Genomic DNA, 19642 nt, shown 5'->3' on the forward strand with positions numbered 1-19642 from the left:
ACCGGCGAAGCGCTGACGATCACCGGCGACGGACAGCTCCTGGTCCTGGAATTGCGCTGATCACGCCCTGCCGCCCCGGCCGTCCGCGTCCGGTGTGCCCGCGTCATGATGAACCATGGTGATCATCGCCGCGGCAGCCCGTGCGGTCCTCGCCGAGCCTTCGCAGCTGCTTCCGGCCCGCGAACAGATGGCGTTAACGCTGGGCTTCCACATCATCCTGGTGCCCTTCGGTGTCGCCTTCACAGCGATCACGGGGCCTCGCTGCTGTCCGGGTTCCGTCCGAGCACCCGCATCGCCGGGCTGGACGCGATACCGCCGCAGGTTCGCCCGACCGAGCGGCAGGTCGACATCGTCCACCTGTCGTTCGACCTGATGGTCGGCACGGCCTTCGCGCTGCTCGGTCTGGCGCTGTGGTTCGCGATCGCGTGGTGGCGCCGCCGCGAGGTGCCGACGAACCGGTGGTTCCTGCGCGCGACGGCGATCAGCGGCGTCTTCGCGGTCATCTCGCTGGAATGAGGCTGGGTGGTGACCGAGGTCGGCCGCCAGCCGTGGACGGTCGTGGGGCTCGTGCTCACCCGCGACGCGGTCGCGACGTTGTCCGTCGTGGCGGCGAACTCCTGGATGAACCAGCCGGGCGGAATCACGATGCGCAGCTCGGCATCGTCCTGCGCGGAGCGGGCTTCGCGTTCGCCAAGGTGCTGGAGCGCTCACCCGACACCCGCGTCAACGGTGCCGCGTTCGCCGTCTCGTCCATCACCACGCCGTTCTTCTTCGGCACCGTCGCCGGTGGCGTCGCCTCCGGGCGGGTTCCGACGGCCGGGAACGGCGACGCGGTGCGGAGCTGCCTCAATCCGACCTCGCTGCTCGGCGGAGCAATCGCAGTGACCGTGTGCGCGTACCTCGCGGCGGCCTTCCTCAGCGAGGACGCGCGGGTCCGTGGCGAGGACGACCTGGTGGACTGGGCCCGCCGACGGGCCGTCAGCGCGGCGGTAACGTCCGGCGCACTGTCGCTCGCCGGACTCTTCGTTCTGCACTCGGACGCGCACCGGCTATGGACGCACTTGCTGCACGCGGCGGTGCCGCTCGTCGTCGTCTCCGTCCTGAGCGGGTCGGCGGCTCTGGTGCTCCTGCGGCGCGGCGCGCCACGGGTCGTGCGCGTTCTCGCGGTCGTGGCCGTCGGCGCCATCGTCCTCGGCTGGGGCGTGGCCCAGTACCCCTACCTGCTCGGGACGCATCTGAGCATCGGCGCCGCGGCCGCACGGACGGCGACCCCGGGCGCGTTGGCCGTCGTCACCGGACTGGCTGCCCTGCTCGTCGTGCCCTCGATCGCGCTGCTGTTCGTGCTGCAACAGCGCGCCCGGTTGGAATAAGCGGCGTGCGCCCGCCTCCTAGGGTGAGGACATGCGGACAGCGACACTTGGCGGGTTGACGGTCTCGGCACAGGGCCTCGGCTGCATGGGCATGAGTCAGAGTTACGGACCGACCGATTGGGACGAGTCGATCGCGACGATCAATCGCGCGATCGACCTGGGCGTGACGCTCCTCGACACAGCGAACGTGTACGGCGCCGGGCACAATGAGGTCCTCGTCGGACGCGCGCTGGTCGGCCGCCGCGACGAGGTCCAGCTTGCGACGAAGTTCGGCATCGACCGTGACGTCGCATCGGATCAGCGGCAGGTGCACGGCAAGCGCTCGTACGTGCATGCGGCCTGCGAGGACTCGCTGCTGCGGCTCGGCGTCGATCACATCGATCTGTACTACCTGCACCGGCCGCCGCAGGACGCCGAGATCGAGGAGACGGTCGGCGCGATGGCCGAGCTCGTACAGGAAGGCAAGGTCCTGCATCTGGGCCTGTCCGAGGTCGACGACGCGCTGCTGCGTCGGGCCTCCGCGGTGCACCCGATCGCTGCCGTGCAGAGCGAGTACTCGCTGTGGACGCGCGATCCGGAGACGACCGTGCTCGAGGCGCTGCGCGAGCTGGGCATCGGCCTCGTCCCGTTCTCGCCGCTGGGCCGCGGCTTCCTCACCGGGACCGTCGACCCGTCCACCTTCGGCGACAAGGACTTCCGGGCCGGCAATCCGCGCTTCGCCGGCGACGCGGGTGCGGCGAATCGGCGCATCGCCGACGCGGTGGCCGCCGTCGCCGCGGCGAAGGGGGTGGCCGCCGCCCAGGTGGCGCTCGCCTGGGTGCACGGACAGGCCGCCCGGCTCGGCGTTTCTGTCGTGCCGATCCCCGGCACGAAGCGCGTCAAGTGGCTCGAGCAGAACGTCGCGGCAGTGGACGTGCAACTCACTGAGGACGACTACGCCCAGCTCGATCCGCTCGCTGAAATTGTCGTCGGCGGGCGCTATTAGGGACTTGGCACTCGCGGTGTGAGAGTGCTAAAACATCAAGTGCACGGTTGATGTCGCCCGTCAAGGCGGCGGGCGGTGTGCGAGGAGGTGAGAGCCGTGCTTCGCTTCGACCCCTTCCGTGACGTTGACAGGCTGACCGAGCAGTTCCTGGGCGTGCCATCGGGCTCCGCTCGGGCACCCCGCTTCATGCCGATGGACCTGTACCGGTCCGGTGACCACTACGTTTTGCACGCCGATCTGCCGGGCGTCGACCCCGGGTCGGTGGACATCGGCGTCGAGAACAACACGCTGACGATCAAGGCCGCGCGCAGCGAGCGCACCGAGGACGACGTGCAGTGGATCTCGAGCGAGCGGTTCACCGGCGCCTACATGCGTCAGCTCGCGCTCGGTGACGGCATCGACGCCGAAAAGATCAGCGCGACGTACGCGAACGGCGTGCTCACGGTGACCCTGCCGGTCGCCGAGAAGGCCAAGCCGCGCCGGGTCTCGGTATCGGTCGACGACACCAGCACGTCGGTAGAGACCCGCAATCAGCAGGCGGAAATCTCCGCCTGATCCGGTCTGCCTGGTTCGCTTCCCGCCTGATGTGGTTGGAAATCTCGTCCCAAAGCAACCACACCAGGCGGGAAGGTGGATCGTCGCCTGTGGACAACCCGTTTCCCCCGGTTCCGTCGCGACCATCGGGGCATGGGTGGCCTGCGCGATTCCGACCTGTACCTCGACCACGTGCTGGTCGACGCCACTCCTCGCAGTGGCACGCTGTCGTCCGGCGCGGCCGAGCAGGGGGCGGCTCGGCACTGGACGGCGCGGCACTGGACGGCTCGGCACTGGACGGCCTGGTGGCGTGAGCGGGCCGGCGAGGGCGACACCGTCGTCGCAACGGCCGCCCGCCAAGGCTTCGTCCTCACGGCGGCGCAGCTGGTCGCGCTCGACGTGGCGCGGCAACCGATCCGGACCGCGATTCGCCGGGGCCGCTGGATCGCGCCGGCACGAGGTGTGGTTGCGCCGCTGGCGGTCGCCGAGCCACGCGCGAGCCCGCTGCTGACCGCTCGCCTCCGCACGCCCTGGCTGCTGCGGCGCCGGCGCTCTTACGCCCGGACCATGTCGTGAGCGGCCGCAGCGCGGCGGTACTGCACGGGTTGCCGACCTTCGCAGTGCCGCCATTGCCGGTCCTGACGTCGCGCGAGCCGGTCGGGCTGGGGCACCGAGGGACCACGACGGTTCGGCTGGCCGGATTGCGCGACGACGACGTCACCACCTGGTTCGGGGTGCCGGTGACATCCGTTGCCCGCACCGTGGTTGACCTGGCCCGACATGACCGCGTCGACGGGGTGATGGCCGGCGATGCGGCGCTGCACGAGCAGCTGGTAGAGACGTCCGCGCTCGACGCCGCGCTCGCCACGGCACGTGGCTGGCCCGGCATTCGGCGCGCGAGATCGGTGCTGGCCCTCGCGTCGCCACTCTCGGAATCGCCGCTGGAATCGCTGGTGCGGCTGCGACTGCACGACGCGGGCCTGCCGCAGCCGGCGCGGCACGTGTGGATCCCGGGCACGTCCTACCGCGTCGACATGCTGCTGCCCGGCCATCGATTGATCATCGAGGCTGACGGGCGGGAGAAGTACTCGGGCGACGAGCTGTGGGCGGAGAAGCGGCGTGAGACGCGGCTGCGTGCGCTCGGCTACCGCGTCGAGCGCTTGCTGTGGGAGGACGTGGTGCGTCGCTGGCCCGAGACGCGCCGGCGGCTCCTCGCGACTCTGCGCCTCCCGCCTGATGTGGTTGAGATTCAGCGCGAGAATCAACCACGGCAGGCGCGAAGCGCACGCGTCGAGCGGTAGCGTCGCCGCGTGAGAATCGTGTCGATGTTGCCCTCGGCCACCGAGATCGTCTACGCGCTGGGTCTGGGCGACGACCTGGTCGGCGTGACGTTCGAGTGCGACGAGCCGCCCACCGCCCGCGTCGAGAAGACGGTGGTCGTCGGTGGTCGCGACACCTCCGACATGGCGCCGGACGCGATCGACGCCTACGTGCGCGCGCAACTGGCATCCGGCGAGGACCTGTACACACTGCACGCGGAAGCCCTGGCCGGCCTCGCCCCTGAGCTGATCCTCACCCAGGACCTCTGCCGGGTGTGCGCGCTGCCCACCGACCGGGTCGAAGACGCGCTGGACTACCTCGGCTGCGGGGCGGACGTGGTGTCCCTCGACCCGCACTCGCTCGACGACGTGCTCGCAACCTTCCTCGCCGTCGGCGAACGAGCCGGCGTCCGCGACCGGGCCGAGACGGTGGTCGCCCGGGCGCGGGAGCGCCTGGCCGCCGTCTCCGCCGCCGTCCAGGGCCGGCCGGCTCCGAACGTGGTGATCGTCGAGTGGGTCGACCCGCCGTTCACGGCCGGCCACTGGGTGCCCGATCTCGTGACGGCGGCCGGCGGCCGGCCGGTCGCCGCCCGACCGCGTGCGATGTCGGTGGCGACGACGTGGGATGAGATCGCGGCCGCGCAGCCCGACGTGGCGATCGTGTCGCCGTGCGGCTTCCATCTGGGCGGCGCAGTGGCGCACGCCGAGGCGGTCGTCGCGGCGCTGCCCGGCCTGCCGGTGTGGGCCATCGACGCGGACGGGATCGTCGTCCGTCCCGGCCCGCGGTTGGTCGACGGTGTCGAGGCGATCGCCGCGATCCTGCATCCCGACGTCGTGCCGGCGCCCCCTGCGGGACGCATCGCGCGCGTGGCCTGACCGCGCTTCCCACGCAGCGCCTTCCCACCCCGTGTGGTTGCAAATCGGGGTGGAAATCAACCACACCAGGCGGGAAGCGGACGGCCGGGCGAACCTAGGAGTCGCCGCCGATCGTTCCGTGGCCGGCGGCCCGCACATCGTTCAGCTGATAGCGGTCGAACGCCTCGCGCGGCACCTCGGGCTTGATCTCACCGCGCCGGGCCAGCTGTTCGAGGACGGCGACCACGATCGACTCCGCGTCGATGTGGAAGAACCGCCGCGCCGCGCCGCGCGTGTCGGCGAAGCCGAACCCGTCCGTCCCCAACGAGGTGTAGTCGTTCGGTACCCACCGCGAGATCTGGTCGGGAACCGCGCGCATGTAGTCCGACACCGCGACAACCGGCCCCTGGGCGTCGGCCAGCTGCGAGGTCACGAACGGCACCGGCGGCTCCTCGCCGGGATGCATCAGCGAGTGCTGCTCGCACTCGACGGCATCGCGGCGCAGCTCGTTCCACGAGGTCACCGACCAGACGTCGGCGTCCACGCCCCATTCCTCGCCGAGAATCCGTTGCGCGTCCAGCGCCCACGGCATGCCGACGCCGGAGGCCAGCACCTGGCACCGCGGCCGGCCCGTCCCGTCGAGTGCGGGGGAGTAGCGGTACATCCCCTTCATCAGCGCGTCGACATCGAGGTTGTCCGGTTCCTTCGGCTGGATGAGCGGCTCGTTGTAGATCGTCAGGTAGTAGAAGACGTCGCGGTCGGAGACCTCGGCGCCGTCGAAGGCGCCGATGCCGTACATCCGGGCGAGGCCGGCGCGAACGATGTGCGCGACCTCGAAGGCGAATGCCGGGTCGTACGCGACGCACGCCGGGTTGGACGAGGCCAGCAGCGGTGAGTGGCCGTCGGCGTGCTGCAAACCCTCGCCGGTCAGCGTCGTCCGCCCGGCCGTCGCGCCAAGGACGAAGCCGCGGCCGAGCTGGTCGGCCAGCTGCCAGAACTGATCACCCGTGCGCTGGAAACCGAACATCGAGTAGAAGATGTAGAACGGGATCATCGGGGTCGCGTGGGTCGCGTACGCCGACCCGGCCGCGATCAACGAGGCCATCGAACCCGCCTCGGAGATCCCCTCGTGCAGGATCTGGCCCTTCGTCGACTCCTTGTAGGACAGCAGCATGTCCCGGTCGACGGCGTCGTACTCCTGCCCGTGCGGCGAGTAGATCTTGGCCGTCGGGAAGATCGCGTCGAGGCCGAACGTCCGCGCCTCGTCCGGGATGATCGGGACGAACCGCGCGCCGATCTCCTTGTCCTTCATCAGGTCCTTGAAGAGGCGGACCGTGGCCATGGTGGTCGCGACCTGCTGCTTGCCCGATCCGCCGCGGAACTCGGCATAGGCCTTGTCGCCGGGCTGGGTCAGCGGCTTGGCCCGTACGACGCGCTTGGGCAACGCGCCGCCGAGCGCGGCCCGGCGCTCCTTCATGTACTGGATCTCGTCGGACTTCTCGCCCGGGTGGTAGTACGGCGGCAGGTCGGCCTCGAGCTCCTTGTCCGTGATCGGCAGGTAGAGGCGGTCGCGGAAGGCCTTGAGGTCGGCGGTGGTCAGCTTCTTCATCTGGTGCGTGGCGTTGCGGCCCTCGAAGGACTCGAGCGTCCAGCCCTTGACGGTCTTGGCCAGGATGACCGTCGGCTGGCCGGTGTGCGCCCGCGCCGCCTCGAACGCCGCGTACACCTTGCGGTAGTCGTGCCCGCCGCGCGACAGCTTGCGCAGGTCGTCGTCGGACAGGTCCTCGACCATCTTGCGCAGCCGCGGGTCGCCGCCGAAGAAGTGCTCGCGAATGTAGGCGCCGCTCTCGACCGTGTAGGTCTGGTACTGGCCGTCGGGCGTCTGGTTCATCTGATTGACGAGGACGCCGTCGGCGTCGCGGGCCAGCAGCCGGTCCCAGTCCCGTCCCCAGACGACCTTGATCACGTTCCAGCCGGCGCCGCGGAAGTACGACTCCAGCTCCTGGATGATCTTGCCGTTGCCGCGCACCGGACCGTCGAGTCGCTGCAGGTTGCAGTTGATGCCGAAAGTCAGGTTGTCGAGTTCCTCGCGGGCCGCCACGCCGATCGCGCCGAGTGACTCGACCTCGTCCATCTCGCCGTCGCCGAGGAACGCCCAGACGTGGGAGTTGGACGTGTCGGCCAGCCCGCGGGCGCTGAGGTACCGGTTGAACCGCGCCTGGTAGATCGCGCCGATCGGGCCGAGCCCCATCGACACGGTGGGGAACTCCCAGAACTCGGGCATCAGCCGGGGGTGCGGATAGGACGACAGGCCGTGCGGCGCTCGGGAGACCTCCTGCCGAAAGCCGTCGAGGTGCTCGTCGGTGAGCCGGCCCTCGAGAAAAGCCCGGGCGTAGATGCCCGGCGCCGCGTGCCCCTGGAAGTAGACCTGGTCGCCCGTACCCGAGGCGAGGTCCTTGCCGCGGAAGAAGTGGTTGAAGCCGACCTCGTACAGCGAGGCGGCCGACGCGTAGGTGGCGATGTGGCCACCCACGCCGACCGTCTTGTTGGCGCGCGACACCATGATGGCCGCGTTCCACCGGATGTAGGCCCGGATGCGGCGCTCGATGTCCTCGTCGCCCGGGAACCAGGGCTCGCGCTCGGGTGGGATCGAGTTGATGTAGTCGGTGCTGCGCAGCGCCGGCACGCCGACCTGCCGTTCCCGCGCCCGTTCGAGCAGCTTCAGCATCAGGAACCGGGCCCGCTGCCGCCCGTCGGAGTCGATGGCGGCGTCGAGCGACTCCAGCCACTCGCGGGTCTCTTCCCGGTCTATATCCGGCAGCTGGCTGGGTAGACCATCGGTGATGATGCTGAACCGGTCCCGGGTCACGCGGTACTCCCTCACAACTGAAACGCACTACTGAACGCTTGTGGCGTATGGCTCCATCGTCCAGTGAACACCCTTGCCAGCCACTAGGGTCGGCTAGAGAGTTACTTCGCGGTACTGCAGGATTACCCGCGAAACCGAGCACGCCTACCGAGGAGGACGCGGTCGTGAGCCCGACCCCCCCGTCAGACACGGGGATCGCCGAGCGCTTGGGCCTCAAGCCCGGCATGATCGTCATGGAGTCCGGTTACGACGACGACGTCGACGAGGACCTGCGCGACGAGATCGCCGAGCGCATCGGCGACGACATGGTCGACGAGGACACCGACGAGGTGGTCGACGTGGTTCTGCTCTGGTACCGCGACGGCGACGGTGATCTCACCGACGTGCTCGTGGACTCGATCTCGCCGCTGGCCGACGACGGCTACATCTGGCTGTTGACCCCCAAGCGCGGCCGCGACAACTACGTCGAGCCGTCGGACATCGCCGAAGCGGCGTCGATCGCCGGCCTGTCGCAGACGTCGATCGCCACCATCGGACACGAGTGGGCCGCGGCGCGGCTCGTCGGCCGTAAGTCATCCGGAGGCAAGCGGTGACCGAGACCCAGACCGAGCACCTCGTCGCAGTGGGGGACGAGGCGCCGGACTTCACGCTGCGCGATCAGAACAATGAGGAGTTCACCCTCTCGTTCTTCCGCGGCGAGAAGGCGGTGCTGATCGTCTTCTACCCGCTCGCCTTCACCGGCATCTGCACCGGCGAACTGTGCCGCGTACGCGACGACCTGCCGACCTTCCAGAACGACGACGTCCAGGTCGTCACCATCAGCGTGGACTCGCCGTACTCGCACAAGATCTTCAGCGAGAAGGAGGGCTACGACTTCCCGTTGCTTTCCGACTTCTGGCCGCACGGCGGCGTGGCCCAGGCCTACGGAGTCTTCAACGAGACCACCGGGTTCGCCAACCGCGGCACGTTCCTCGTGGACAGGAGCGGCATCGTCCGGTTCGCCGAAATGAACAACCCCGGCGACGGACGCGACCCCGCCGCCTGGGTCGCCGCGATCAAGGCACTCTGACTCAGGGCGTTCCGACTCAGGGCACTTTGACGGCGCGCAGCAGCGCGTCGATCGCGGGCCGGTCGGCGCCCTCGACCGGACGCAGCACCTCGTCGGCCCGCTCGATCGTCACGCCGGCACCGGCCAGGTCGGTGGCCACGTCGGCCGCGGTGAACAGAACGGCCGGGTCCTGCGGGCCGCCCGTGCCGTCAGTCAGATTGCGCGAGTCGTGGCCGATCACGAGGAGCACGCCGCCGGAGGCCAGGGCGCTCGCCGCCTGGCGGACCGCGGCGCGGCGCTCGGCGGCGGGCAACTGCAGGTAACACAGCACCGCGAGGTCAACCGGTTCCGGTGAGTTGTAGCTGGTCGCGTCGGCCTCGACCCACTCGATGCGCGACTCACCCAGCGTGCGGCGTTCGAGCTCAGCGCCCTTCTCGACAGCGACGGGCGAGAAATCCACGGCGTGAACGCGCCACCCTCGGCCAGCCAGCCAGATCGCGTTTCGGCCCTCGCCGCAGGCCAGGTCGAGGGCGACGCCCGGCGGCAGAGGACCGGTCTCCTGCTCGACCCAGCGGTTGGGCGCCACGCCCCACACGGTGTCGGCCGCGCGGTACCGCTCGTCCCATCCAGCGGCGTCCATCAACGGGCCGCCGTGCTGCGGCAGGACCACTTCGACATCGCGACAGCCTACGGCGCCGGGGCGCTTCGACGAAGAGGAGCAAGCGCCCGCGCGCGTAGAGTGACCAGGTGTTTCGCGGAGCGCTCTGGCCGCTGCGAGAGCGGCGCTACCGCGCGCTGGCCGGCTTCATGGCGCTCATCGCAGTGGTCTGCGCCGGCCTGGGCACCTTCGAGATACACCGCCTCCAGCAGAAGCGGCACGACAACGGCGCGCTGCGCACGAATGCCCATGCCGCGGTGAGGCCGCTGGCAACGGCCCTGGTGCCGTTGGTCGGTCAGGGCGGGGCAGCCGGCGGCTCGACCTTCCGCTACCGGACGGTCCGGGTGTCGGGGACCTACCTGACGCGCAAGGAGCTGTACGTGGACGACCAGTCGCAGGGCGGCCGGCAGGGGTTCTACGCGCTCACCCCGCTGCGGACGGCGGCGGGCACGCTGCTCGTGGCCCGCGGTTTCGTGGCCGCCACGCCGTCGGGAATGCGGCCGAAGTCAGTGACGCCCGCCCCGACCGGGCCGGTCGAGGTCACCGGGTGGCTGCGGCCGGCGCAGACGGCCGACGACCAGTTGGGCCGGCTCCCGCGCGGCGAGATCACCTCCGTCAACCCGGGGCAGCAGAGCCGGCAACTGGCGCAGCCGATGTTCGACGCGTACCTGACCCTCGCGGCCGGCCAGCCGGGGACGTCCGGGCTGGAGGCCGTGCCGCGGCCGAGCCTGTCCAACCCGACCGGCGGGGCCGGTGAACTGCAGCTGCTCTCCTACGTCGTCCAGTGGTACGCGTTCATGCTGCTCGCCCTGGCCGCGCCGTTCCTGTTCGCGCGGGCCGAGGCGCGCGAGGCGCAGCGGCAGTTCCTCGGGATCGACCCCGGCACCCGCGAGCTCGAGCTGCCGTCCGGCGGGGGAGGGCGCCCCGCCCTCACGGCCGGCGACGATCCGGACGCCGGCTCGTCGCCCGCTGCCGCTCTCGAGGCCCGCCGTGGTGCGGCAGTCGCCGAACGAGGTGCGGTGACGCCCCAGCGCTGGCAGCGCGCGTCGCGGCTCGCCGACCGGTACGGCCGGACGCTGGGCCCGAGCACTCCCACCGTGGCCGAGCGCGAGGCACCTGCGCCGGTCGCGCGGCCACGCATCGGCGGCGTTCCCGACGGGCCGCCCAACTCGGCTCCGACCGGTCCGCACCGCAGCCCCGACAGCTACCACGGCAGCTACAACGACTACCTCTGGCAGCTCGCGCTGGCCGACGGCGAGCTGGCCGTCGTGATGCCGAAGGAGGACGCGGCGGCCGGCCCGCGGCCCCCGGCGCTCGCGGCACCCATCGACGTCGAGCCGGTCCCCGACGACGCCGACGAGGGGAAGTAACCGCACACCGACCGGTAGCCTGATCGACGCCGTCAGAACGACGGGCGTTTAGCTCAGCGGGAGAGCACTCGGTTTACACCCGAGCGGTCACTGGTTCGATCCCAGTAACGCCCACCGATCAGAATCCCGACAAACAAAGGGATTAAGCGGCAGATCGCATGACGCGAGAGATGCGCGTGCGATCCCCGTGCGATTCGGCGGCGTTACGCGAGGCCCTGGAGGCCAGCATGACCGCAACAACCTACCGGCGAACGCTCCCGCCCGTGCAGTGCCAGCCGTGGATATCAGGATGGACACGTAAACGACCTCCACCGCTGCGACCAGAACTGCTACAGCGGACAGTTGCGGGTCGAGTTGCTGCGCCACGACCCGGTCGCCGAGAGTTACTACGACGAGACGCGCGGCGAGTACGTCCCGGTCCGGATTACATCAACGTCGACGTGCGGCAGAACGGCTACGAAACCGAGGCCTGCATCTCGATCTGGGCCGACCACAAAGAGGGGCCGAACCTGAGTCTCAGGTTCACCCCCCGCAAGGCGCTCGAGCTGTCCCACGCGCTGCAGTTGCTCCTCGGGCGGATCGAGGTCGGACGATGACTGCTCTGTGCCCGAACGGTGTTCGCTGGTGTGAGGACCACGGAAACGGTGACCCTCACGATGGCGAGCTTTATGCGTTCCACCAGAGCAGCGACAGGCTGCTGCCTCTGCTCGAGTTCCGCGACTCGATGAGCGGACCTACACACTGGCGCCGGTCGCCTCTCGCCTGATCCAGCACACGGACGAAAAGGGAAGGCAGCACGCCGTGATGCTCGAGCTGAGTCTCTTCGAGGACGAACGACCAGACGACATTGGACGCCGAAGGTCTGCGCCGGTTCGCTGACTGGATCCGTGAGAGGGCATGGATGCTCGACTACATCGACGAGAAGCGGATCGAGGTGTACCCCGGCCGCTGGTGAAACGGCGCTACCCGCTGCCCCCGTCGGATTCGTCTGGCCCGGGCAGCGGCGTCGCGCTTAGACGCGCGCGTCCGGTTACCTTCGTCGCGTCGTTTCCGCCTGGTGTGCGGAAGATACGCCTGTTGTGTGTCCATCGTTGTGGACCTTGGTCCCTGGCGCTAGGCCGGGCGCGCCTTCACGCTAGCGGCAGCGTTTCGGCACCGTGGTGGTTCTGGACGCCGGCCGCCGCGCATTTTGCACGGCGGCTCTATCCGGAGGGAATCACAGCAATGCACAAGAGACTGCTTTGGACGCTACCGGTCGCGGTCGCGGCCGTCATCGCGCTCCCCATGTCGAGCGCACTGGCCGCAGCGGGAGGCACCGGTCACACCGTCACTCAGACCGACACCCAGCACGGAACCTGGCTGGAGCCCGGTGACACCGACTTCTGCACCGGCGAGACCATCGCCGTGACGATCACCGGCAACGCCGTCCAACACGTCACGTTCTTCCCCGGCGGCGACGAGGTGTGGGGCACCTTCACCGAGACAGGTACCGCGCAAGCCGTCCTTAAAAGCGGTCTGAGCTACAGCGGCCACATCACCATCTGGGGCAACATCAACATCAACAAGCAGAACCAGAACAACACCTTCACCGACAGCTTCCGGCTCAGCGCGACCGGCCCCGATGGGGTCGTGCACACCGAGATAGGGCACGAGGTCGCACACATGGCCTGGAATGCCGTCAGCGACCAACCCGTCGTCAGCTTCGACAAGATGTGGATTACCTGCACCTGATCCGGACGTAAGCAAACTGAACGCTGCCCCGGCTGAATCCCTTCAGCCGGGGCTCTCGATGAAATCTGCCTAGCTGGCGCTGTTCGCATCGAGCAGTATCGGGACCTTGGGCCCTCGGCGTGGGTGACCGGTTGTGTCAGCGTTCAAACCGTGGAGCGAGACGCTCGCGGCGCCCACCTCGACACCGACGGCGACGCGATCATCCTCAGACTTGCCGGCGAGATCGACCTAGACCTCGTCTCAGAGATGCGCCCAATCGTCGAGGTGGAGATCGGCAGGCGAGACTGCCGCAGCGTCACTGTTGACCTGGGCGCCGTCACCTTCATCGACTGCAGCGGCTTAAGCTTCCTGATCGCGATATCGAGGCTGGCGGGCGAGCAACGAGCGAGGTTTCGCCTGGTGAACGTCGGCGCGCGCTGCGCACGAGTCATCGAGCTCGCGGGTCTGGCCGAGGTTCTGGGGCTGAGGGGGCGACGCGAACCAAGTTAGAAGCGTGGCCCGGCGGGCGTCCGGACCTGCTCCCGAAGCTGGCTTCTCAGCCTGGAACGCGGGAGCCGGCCGCCGCCCCAGGGGGATAGGGCGACGCGTCGAGCAGCCCTCACGATCCTCCAAATCCTCGAGAGCGCAACCGCCGCCGAAGCCAAAATCGGTCCGGCTGGGCCAGCGGCGTTTTCGGGTCGGGCTACGAGAGGTTTATCGGGATCGGTGGCCTGGCCGCGGCGCCGGGCGCGCATCCGGAGACCGGACACACTGTGTGACGGTCGGACGGCGCCGGCTTGATCTCGGCTGGCTGGGCGCGGCTGACCTGAGAAGGAGACGCGGCGGGACAGCATGGAGTGCCGGGCCTGGCCGTTCGCTCGTCACCGTGGGTGGCGGCCGTGTATCTCGGTGGAGGAGCGACGCTACAAATAGCGCCAGCAGACAGATCCAGCCACCTTCGTCCTCGTGCGTGCGGCTGCCGGGTAACACCGTCCCCGCTCCTTCGCGCTGTGTCGAAGAGCAGGCTCTGCCTATAGGGGGGTGGCAGAGCCGGCTCTTCGACTTGCGAAGCCAAGTGAAGCCCCGCTCGTCTCACCATCACACGCCCGCTTCACGAAAGTCAAGGCAGCGTAAAGGCGGCGGAAATTGCACATCAGGCGAGGTCCGGCCTGGGGGGCAGTCCGGACCGGACCTCGCACTCCGAGAGCGTCGCTCGAGCCATGATCGTTACCGCAGCGGGGGCGTGGCCCGGTATGCGTCGCGGCACGGCTGGCACCACGGCAGCTTTGGCCACCTCTTCGTCGAGACAGGCAGCCAGTCGCCGTGCAGCAGCGCCACCCGGCCGCACAGCGTGACAGCGGAGGAAACGCCGACCACCAGGTGCGCCTCGGTCATCGTGATGTCGATGTACGCCACCTGTGCCATGCGGTCAAGCTTGCGCGTGCGGCTCTTCCCCCGTCCAGACGCGGTGCTCGCGGCACCAGTAGGAACGGGGCGCGGCCGGCGCCGGACGGGTGCGGGTTGTAGCCGATCACGGCTACGCCCGACCCGAACCGGCAACCGCATGCGAGGACGGCCGGCGGGATTTCGACCACCTGGCCGCGCTCGTCGAGACGGGTGGCGGGCATCGAAATACACGGTAAGCCCCGACGGCGACGGATCCAGTCTTGTCGGCGTGCCTGCCACGGACGCGCAGATTGATGCGCACTACCGGGCCATGCGCTGGTCACACGTCCTCGGGGTGGTCGTTGGCACGCTTCGCAAGGCGCGGTTCCGCGCACCGGCGTCGACTGAACAGGTGAGGGGACGGGCCGTGCACACGCCGGCGGACTCCTGGCCGTTTCACGAGATGGAAGCGGAGGCCCACTTCGCTCTGGTCGCCGGGCGCCAGCTCCTTCGCACTGCGCGCCTTCGATGCCGCCAGGCGGTGCTTCGCCCGCAACGGCTTCCATGAGACGTCCATGCAAGACCTCTTCGCCGAATCCGGGCTGTCAGCCGGTGCGGTGTACCGCTACTTCCCGAGCAAGGACGAGGTCATCCTCGCCATCGCCGATGAGAACATGAGCGAGGTGAGCGCCCTGATCCGCTCACTGGTCAGCAACCCGGGCGGCGGGACGCTCGGCGAGACACTCGCGACCGTGCTGGAGCTCATCAGCGAGAATAACGAGCGCGACGACCTCGGTTCGATCGCATTGATGGTGTGGGCCGAGGCGGTTCGCAACCCAGCCATCGCCGAACGATTCGCCGTCCTCCTCGCGCAAATGCGGACCGATCTCGCCGGCGCTGTTGCCCGCCGAGCGGTCACTGATCAGTCGGCCGGCGTGCCCGCGGACGCGCTCGCCGGGCTGCTGTTGGCGATCGTGCCCGGCTACATCCTGCAGCTGACCCTGATCGGCCACGGCTCGGTTGCCGGCGTCCCGGACGCGGCGCGGGCCTTGCTGCGCGGGTAGGCATCGGTCCTAAGCTCCACCCGTCACCCGGTCCGGTCCGGGGATGGGGGTGAGGAGTTGATCGCGCAGCCTTCGGCCGATGACGTGGCGCGCTTGGTGGGCGACCGCTACGGCGAACGCGCGTCGACACCCGTCCTGCTGGGGGCCGGCCAGTGGTCGCAGGCCTACTCGTTCCGCGTCGACCGCCGCGAACTCGTCATCCGCCTCGGCGCGCATCGGGAGGACTTCGCGAAGGACGCCCGCATGGGCGACGCCGGCTTTGTCGATCTGCGCGTGCCGCGCGTCGTCGAGATCGGCGACACGCGGTGGGGGTACTTCGCGGTGTCCGAGCGAGCGCGCGGTGAATTCCTGGACGCCTTGGACGGACCGCAGATGCGCGCGGTGCTGCCCCGCCTGTTCGCTCTGCTCGATGCCATCCGCGGCGTGGACCTCGCCGGGACGACCGGTTACGGCGGGTGGTCGTCGGACGGACGGGGCTCGCATTCGAGCTGGCCCGCGGCACTCTTGGCCATCAACGACGACCGGCCGCGCATCGGCAACTGGCGCCAGGAGCTCGAGCGGTCATCCGTCGGAACGGAATCGTTCACCCTCGGCTACGCCAAGCTGGCCGAGCTCGTGGGCGGCCTGCCCAACCATCGGCAGCTGATCCACGGGGACCTGCTCAACCACAACGTGCTGGTCGCCGGCAACCGGATCACCGCCGTGCTGGACTGGGGCAACGCGATGTACGGCGACGCGCTGTTCGAAGCGGCCTGGCTGGTGTACTGGTGGCCCTGGCACCCGCAGTGGGCGGCCATCGACATCGAGGGCGCGCTGCGCGATCACTGGGCCCGGCAAGGAACGCCGACGCCAGACCTCAGCCGGCGCCTGCTGGCCTACCAGCTGTTCATCGGGCTCGACCATCTCGCGTACAACGCGTCCACGCACCGATGGGCTGACCTCGCGTGGAACGACAAGCAGGTGCGCGCGCTGCTCAGCCGCGCCTAGCGCCGCTCGGTCAAACAGCGGGACCGTCGTCCGGGTCGCCCGTCGCCTCGCCGCGGCCTTCCTCGCGGGCACGGCGGCGCTGCTCCTCCGCCCGGGCTCGCAGGCCGGCCAGAAACTCCTCGTCGTCGTCGGGGTTCGTCGGCCGGCTCCGTTGCGGCCGGCCGTACGCGGACGGGTGGCCGCTGCCGCGGGCCGCGCCCTGCAGCACGGCGGCCTTAGGCACCCACGACCGTCCGGCGACGAGCCAGGCTATGGAGCCGACGTCGACGAGTACGACGACGATCAGCAGCCAGACCAGCTTGGGCAGGTTGCGGCACGCGTCCGGCGGGGTCGTGATCACGTCGATGATGCAGAAGACCCAGACCGCGAACGCGACCAGCGCCAGTCCGCCGTCGAACAACAACATCGGCTTCCCCCAGGGGATTGGAGTGACGCCGTCAGGTTACGCGCGCGGTCTGTGCGCCGCTCGCTACCGGTAGGTTCGCCATCGTGCCCGGTCTCGGCGAGCTCGTCACCGTCCTCGAGGGATGGTTCGATCCGCGCTGGGCCGAGTCGTGGGACGCGGTCGGCCTGGTGTGTGGCGACCCCGCCGAACCGGTCGAGCGCGTGCTGCTCGCGGTCGACCCCGTACCGGCGACCGTCAGCGAGGCGATCGACGTCGGCGCCCAGCTGCTGATCACCCACCATCCCCTGTTGCTGACCGGGGTGCACGGCGTGCCCGCCGACGATCCCAAGGGTGGGCTCGTCCACCGCATGATCCGCAACCATGTCGCGCACTACGTCGCTCACACCAACGCCGACGTCGCGCGTCCGGGCGTCTCGGACGCGCTGGCCGAACTGCTCGGGCTCGCCGACGTCCGCCCGCTGGATGCCCAGGACGAGGAAGCGCTCGACAAGCTCGTCGTGTTCGCGCCGCACGCTGATGCCGAACGCCTTGTCGACGCGCTGGACGCGGCAGGTGCGGGCCGCCTGGGGGACTACGACCGCTGCGCGTGGACGACGGACGGAACCGGGACCTTCCGACCGCTCGACGGTGCCAACCCGACGATCGGCCGGGCCGGCGAGATCGAGCGGGTGGCCGAGACGCGGATCGAGATGGTCGTGCCCCGACGGGTCCGCGCCGAGGTGGTGGCGGCTCTGCGGTCGGTGCACCCCTACGAGGAGCCGGCGTTCGACCTGCTGCACATGGCGGCGATACCGGGCCGCCGCGGGACCGGCCGCGTGGGCGAGCTGCGCGCGACCGTGCCCTTACGGGAGTTCGTCGCAACGGCGGCCGCGGCGCTGCCCCGCACCGAGTGGGGCGTGCGCGCGGCCGGCGATCCCGACCGACCGATTCACACGGTCGCCGTCTGTGGTGGGTCCGGCGCTTCCCACGTCGAGGACGCGCGCAGAGCCGGCGCGGACGCCTTCCTCACCGCCGATCTCAAGCACCACCCGGCCGTCGAGGCGGTCACCGAACTCGGCGAGGGCGCGATGGCGCTCGTCGACGCCGCGCACTGGGCGACCGAGGCCCCCTGGCTGGACACGGTCGCCGCTGCACTGCGCGAACGGTTCGGCACTACGGTGGATGTTCGAGTCTCCCGCCAGGTCACCGATCCGTGGACGTTGCACGTCCCGTCACCCCCGAAGTGAGCCGAATCAGCACGTGAACGCCGACACCGCCACCCAGCTGCGCCTGCTCGACCTGCAGGCGCTCGACACCGCCTTGTCCCAGCTGGCGCACCGCCGCCGCACGCTGCCCGAGCTGGGGGCCATCGCCGCGCACGCGCACCAGGCCGCCGAGCTGCAGAACGAGGTCGTCGACGCCCAGACCCGGCTCAGCGACATCGCCGCCGAGCAGAAGCGACTCGAGAGCGACGTCGACACCGTCCGGGCCCGTAGCTCCCGCGACGAGGCGCGACTGCAGGCCGGCGGCCTGCCCTCGCGCGAGCTGGAGAGCCTGCAGCACGAGATCGCCACCCTGGAGCGCCGGCAGTCGACGCTCGAGGACGAGCTGCTCGACGTGATGGAGCGGGCCGAGGAGGCCGAGACGGCACTCACCGACGCGACCCGGAAGCACGAGGCGGTTACCGCCGAGCAGCAGAAGCTGGAAGCGGTGCGCGACGCCACCTGGGCCGAGATCGATGCGGCCATCGCCGCCCGTACGCCGCAGCGCGAGGCGCTCGCGGCCGACCTGCCGGGCGATCTGCTGGCCCTGTACGAGAAGGCTCGCGCGCACGGCGGCACCGGAGCGGCGCTGCTGCGCCAGCGCCGGTGCGAGGCCTGCCACATCGAGCTGTCGGGCAGCGAGCTGTCCGCCGTGCGCAGCGCCGACCCGGACGCGGTCATGCGCTGCGACAACTGTCGGGCGATCCTGGTCCGCACGGCGGAGTCCGGTCTGTGACGGACGCGGTCGTCGTCGAGGCCGACGGCGGTTCGCGCGGCAACCCGGGTCCGGCCGGCTACGGCGCGGTCGTCCTGGAGGCTGCGAGCCGGGCCGTCCTGACCGAGCGGGGTGAGCCGATCGGCATCGCGACCAACAACGTCGCCGAGTACCGGGGACTGCTCGCCGGACTCGCCGCCGCGCAGGAACTGGGCGTGCGCCGGGTCGCGGTACGGATGGATTCCAAGCTCGTGGTCGAGCAGATGAACGGGGCCTGGAAGATCAAGCATCCGGCGCTTCGCGAACTGGCTCGCACTGCCGCCGAGTTGGTCGCCCAGTTCGACGACGTCACCTTCGAGTGGATTCCGCGCGCGCAGAACGCACACGCCGACCGGCTGGCCAACGAGGCGATGGACCGGGCCGCCGGCACCGTGGTGCCGCCGGGTCCGGCGGCGCCACCCGGAGCTGTCGCCGGTGCCCCGATGACCCGAACCTGGACGCGACCGACCGCTCGGGCCACCCGGCTCGTCCTCGTCCGGCACGGTTCCACCGCACATTCGGCCGAGCGGCGCTTCTCCGGGCGCAACGAATTGCCCCTCAACGACGTGGGCCGGCAGCAGGCGGCCGCGTTGGCCGCCAGGCCCTACGGCGAGGTCGCCGCGGTGGTCAGTTCGCCGTTACGGCGCACCGTCGAGACGGCCGGGGCCATCGCCGGGTCCCTCGGCCTGACAATGGAAACCGTCGACGATCTGGTCGAGACCGACTTCGGCAAGTGGGAAGGGCTGACGTTCGCCGAGGCGCGCGCGCAGGATCCGGCCGAACTCGACGCATGGCTGGCCTCGCCCGGCGTCGCGCCCCCCGGGGGCGAGGCGTTCGCCGATGTGGCGCGGCGGGTGCGGCGCGGCCGCGACAGGGTGGTGGCCGCGCACCCCCAGTCCACGGTCGTGGTCGTCACTCACGTGACCCCGATCAAGACGCTCGTCCGGCTGACACTGGACGCGCCTCCCGCGGCCATGTTCCGGCTGCACCTCGACACCGCGTCCGTGTCGATCATCGACTACTACGCCGACGGCAACTCATCGGTGCAGTTGGTCAACGACACGAGCCACTTGCGCTGAGGCCGAG

At 70.0% G+C, this 19642-nt stretch carries 21 protein-coding genes, 1 tRNA gene and 1 pseudogene; 19 read left to right on the forward strand and 4 right to left on the reverse strand.

Annotated features, from left to right (window positions below; translation table 11 throughout):
* Positions 1 to 108 precede the first annotated feature (108 nt).
* The 7 genes and pseudogenes from ABR571_RS03640 to ABR571_RS03670 form a co-directional block, all read left to right on the forward strand.
* A pseudogene (locus ABR571_RS03640) lies at positions 109 to 540 on the forward strand (cytochrome ubiquinol oxidase subunit I); the annotation flags it as partial.
* A gap of 8 nt (positions 541 to 548) precedes the next feature.
* Positions 549 to 1370: a cytochrome d ubiquinol oxidase subunit II gene (locus tag ABR571_RS03645; protein WP_409451831.1), complete on the forward strand. Its 822-nt coding sequence runs from the start codon at positions 549 to 551 to the stop codon at positions 1368 to 1370.
* Between the two features lie 31 nt (positions 1371 to 1401).
* Positions 1402 to 2355, forward strand: coding sequence for an aldo/keto reductase (locus ABR571_RS03650; RefSeq protein ID WP_409451832.1), 954 nt, complete (start codon positions 1402 to 1404; stop codon positions 2353 to 2355).
* Between the two features lie 96 nt (positions 2356 to 2451).
* Positions 2452 to 2910, forward strand: coding sequence for an Hsp20/alpha crystallin family protein (locus ABR571_RS03655; protein ID WP_409451833.1), 459 nt, complete (start codon positions 2452 to 2454; stop codon positions 2908 to 2910).
* A gap of 132 nt (positions 2911 to 3042) precedes the next feature.
* Positions 3043 to 3465, forward strand: coding sequence for a type IV toxin-antitoxin system AbiEi family antitoxin domain-containing protein (locus ABR571_RS03660; protein WP_409451834.1), 423 nt, complete (start codon positions 3043 to 3045; stop codon positions 3463 to 3465).
* The gene (locus tag ABR571_RS03665) at positions 3462 to 4190 is read left to right on the forward strand and encodes an endonuclease domain-containing protein (protein WP_409451835.1); all 729 of its coding nucleotides are present in this window, start codon (positions 3462 to 3464) and stop codon (positions 4188 to 4190) included. The genes ABR571_RS03660 and ABR571_RS03665 overlap by 4 nt, the downstream gene beginning before the upstream one ends.
* Before the next feature lie 9 nt (positions 4191 to 4199).
* Positions 4200 to 5084, forward strand: a complete 885-nt coding sequence (locus tag ABR571_RS03670) for an ABC transporter substrate-binding protein (protein WP_409451836.1) — start codon at positions 4200 to 4202, stop codon at positions 5082 to 5084.
* A 94-nt stretch (positions 5085 to 5178) separates the two neighbouring features.
* Here ABR571_RS03670 and aceE read toward each other — a convergent pair whose 3' ends face one another.
* Positions 5179 to 7932 (reverse strand): pyruvate dehydrogenase (acetyl-transferring), homodimeric type, encoded by a 2754-nt coding sequence (gene aceE / locus ABR571_RS03675; RefSeq protein ID WP_409451837.1) that lies wholly within the window; start codon positions 7930 to 7932, stop codon positions 5179 to 5181.
* Positions 7933 to 8096: 164 nt separating this feature from the next.
* Here aceE and ABR571_RS03680 point away from each other — a divergent pair, with 164 nt between their 5' ends.
* Positions 8097 to 8525 (forward strand): DUF3052 domain-containing protein, encoded by a 429-nt coding sequence (locus ABR571_RS03680; RefSeq protein ID WP_409451838.1) that lies wholly within the window; start codon positions 8097 to 8099, stop codon positions 8523 to 8525.
* Positions 8522 to 9001, forward strand: coding sequence for a peroxiredoxin (locus tag ABR571_RS03685; protein WP_409451839.1), 480 nt, complete (start codon positions 8522 to 8524; stop codon positions 8999 to 9001). Before ABR571_RS03680 ends, ABR571_RS03685 begins: the two co-directional genes overlap by 4 nt.
* A gap of 16 nt (positions 9002 to 9017) precedes the next feature.
* Here ABR571_RS03685 and ABR571_RS03690 read toward each other — a convergent pair whose 3' ends face one another.
* Complete coding sequence (locus tag ABR571_RS03690) at positions 9018 to 9650, reverse strand: class I SAM-dependent methyltransferase (protein ID WP_409451840.1); 633 nt, start codon at positions 9648 to 9650, stop codon at positions 9018 to 9020.
* Between the two features lie 77 nt (positions 9651 to 9727).
* On the opposite strand from ABR571_RS03690, the gene ABR571_RS03695 reads away from it, so the two are divergent.
* From ABR571_RS03695 to ABR571_RS03715, 5 genes are all read left to right on the forward strand, one after another.
* The gene (locus ABR571_RS03695) at positions 9728 to 11008 is read left to right on the forward strand and encodes an SURF1 family cytochrome oxidase biogenesis protein (RefSeq protein ID WP_409451841.1); all 1281 of its coding nucleotides are present in this window, start codon (positions 9728 to 9730) and stop codon (positions 11006 to 11008) included.
* 42 nt (positions 11009 to 11050) lie between these two features.
* Positions 11051 to 11122 (forward strand) — tRNA-Val (locus ABR571_RS03700).
* A 326-nt stretch (positions 11123 to 11448) separates the two neighbouring features.
* Entirely contained in the window at positions 11449 to 11604 is a 156-nt protein-coding gene (locus tag ABR571_RS03705) for a hypothetical protein (RefSeq protein WP_409451842.1), read from the forward strand.
* A 628-nt stretch (positions 11605 to 12232) separates the two neighbouring features.
* On the forward strand, positions 12233 to 12739 hold the full coding sequence (locus tag ABR571_RS03710; protein ID WP_409451843.1) for a hypothetical protein: 507 nt from the start codon (positions 12233 to 12235) through the stop codon (positions 12737 to 12739).
* 150 nt (positions 12740 to 12889) lie between these two features.
* Positions 12890 to 13228 (forward strand): STAS domain-containing protein, encoded by a 339-nt coding sequence (locus ABR571_RS03715; protein ID WP_409451844.1) that lies wholly within the window; start codon positions 12890 to 12892, stop codon positions 13226 to 13228.
* Between the two features lie 717 nt (positions 13229 to 13945).
* Here ABR571_RS03715 and ABR571_RS03720 read toward each other — a convergent pair.
* Complete coding sequence (locus tag ABR571_RS03720; protein WP_409451845.1) at positions 13946 to 14143, reverse strand: hypothetical protein; 198 nt, start codon at positions 14141 to 14143, stop codon at positions 13946 to 13948.
* 476 nt (positions 14144 to 14619) lie between these two features.
* Here ABR571_RS03720 and ABR571_RS03725 point away from each other — a divergent pair, with 476 nt between their 5' ends.
* Positions 14620 to 15168, forward strand: coding sequence for a TetR/AcrR family transcriptional regulator (locus tag ABR571_RS03725; protein ID WP_409451873.1), 549 nt, complete (start codon positions 14620 to 14622; stop codon positions 15166 to 15168).
* Between the two features lie 57 nt (positions 15169 to 15225).
* A complete protein-coding gene (locus ABR571_RS03730) occupies positions 15226 to 16155 on the forward strand; it encodes a phosphotransferase family protein (RefSeq protein ID WP_409451846.1) in 930 nt (309 codons plus the stop codon).
* Positions 16156 to 16165: 10 nt separating this feature from the next.
* Here ABR571_RS03730 and ABR571_RS03735 read toward each other — a convergent pair whose 3' ends face one another.
* The gene (locus ABR571_RS03735; RefSeq protein ID WP_409451847.1) at positions 16166 to 16561 is read right to left on the reverse strand and encodes a PLDc N-terminal domain-containing protein; all 396 of its coding nucleotides are present in this window, start codon (positions 16559 to 16561) and stop codon (positions 16166 to 16168) included.
* A gap of 83 nt (positions 16562 to 16644) precedes the next feature.
* Here ABR571_RS03735 and ABR571_RS03740 point away from each other — a divergent pair, with 83 nt between their 5' ends.
* Genes ABR571_RS03740 through ABR571_RS03750 form a run of 3 tightly spaced genes read left to right on the forward strand, consistent with a single transcriptional unit; the run spans position 16645 to position 19635 of the window.
* On the forward strand, positions 16645 to 17787 hold the full coding sequence (locus ABR571_RS03740; protein ID WP_409451848.1) for a Nif3-like dinuclear metal center hexameric protein: 1143 nt from the start codon (positions 16645 to 16647) through the stop codon (positions 17785 to 17787).
* 13 nt (positions 17788 to 17800) lie between these two features.
* Positions 17801 to 18538: a zinc ribbon domain-containing protein gene (locus ABR571_RS03745; RefSeq protein ID WP_409451849.1), complete on the forward strand. Its 738-nt coding sequence runs from the start codon at positions 17801 to 17803 to the stop codon at positions 18536 to 18538.
* Entirely contained in the window at positions 18535 to 19635 is a 1101-nt protein-coding gene (locus tag ABR571_RS03750) for a bifunctional RNase H/acid phosphatase (protein WP_409451850.1), read from the forward strand. Before ABR571_RS03745 ends, ABR571_RS03750 begins: the two co-directional genes overlap by 4 nt.
* Positions 19636 to 19642 lie beyond the last annotated feature (7 nt).

This window comes from Jatrophihabitans sp. (assembly GCF_046262535.1).
GTDB lineage: Bacteria > Actinomycetota > Actinomycetes > Mycobacteriales > Jatrophihabitantaceae > Jatrophihabitans.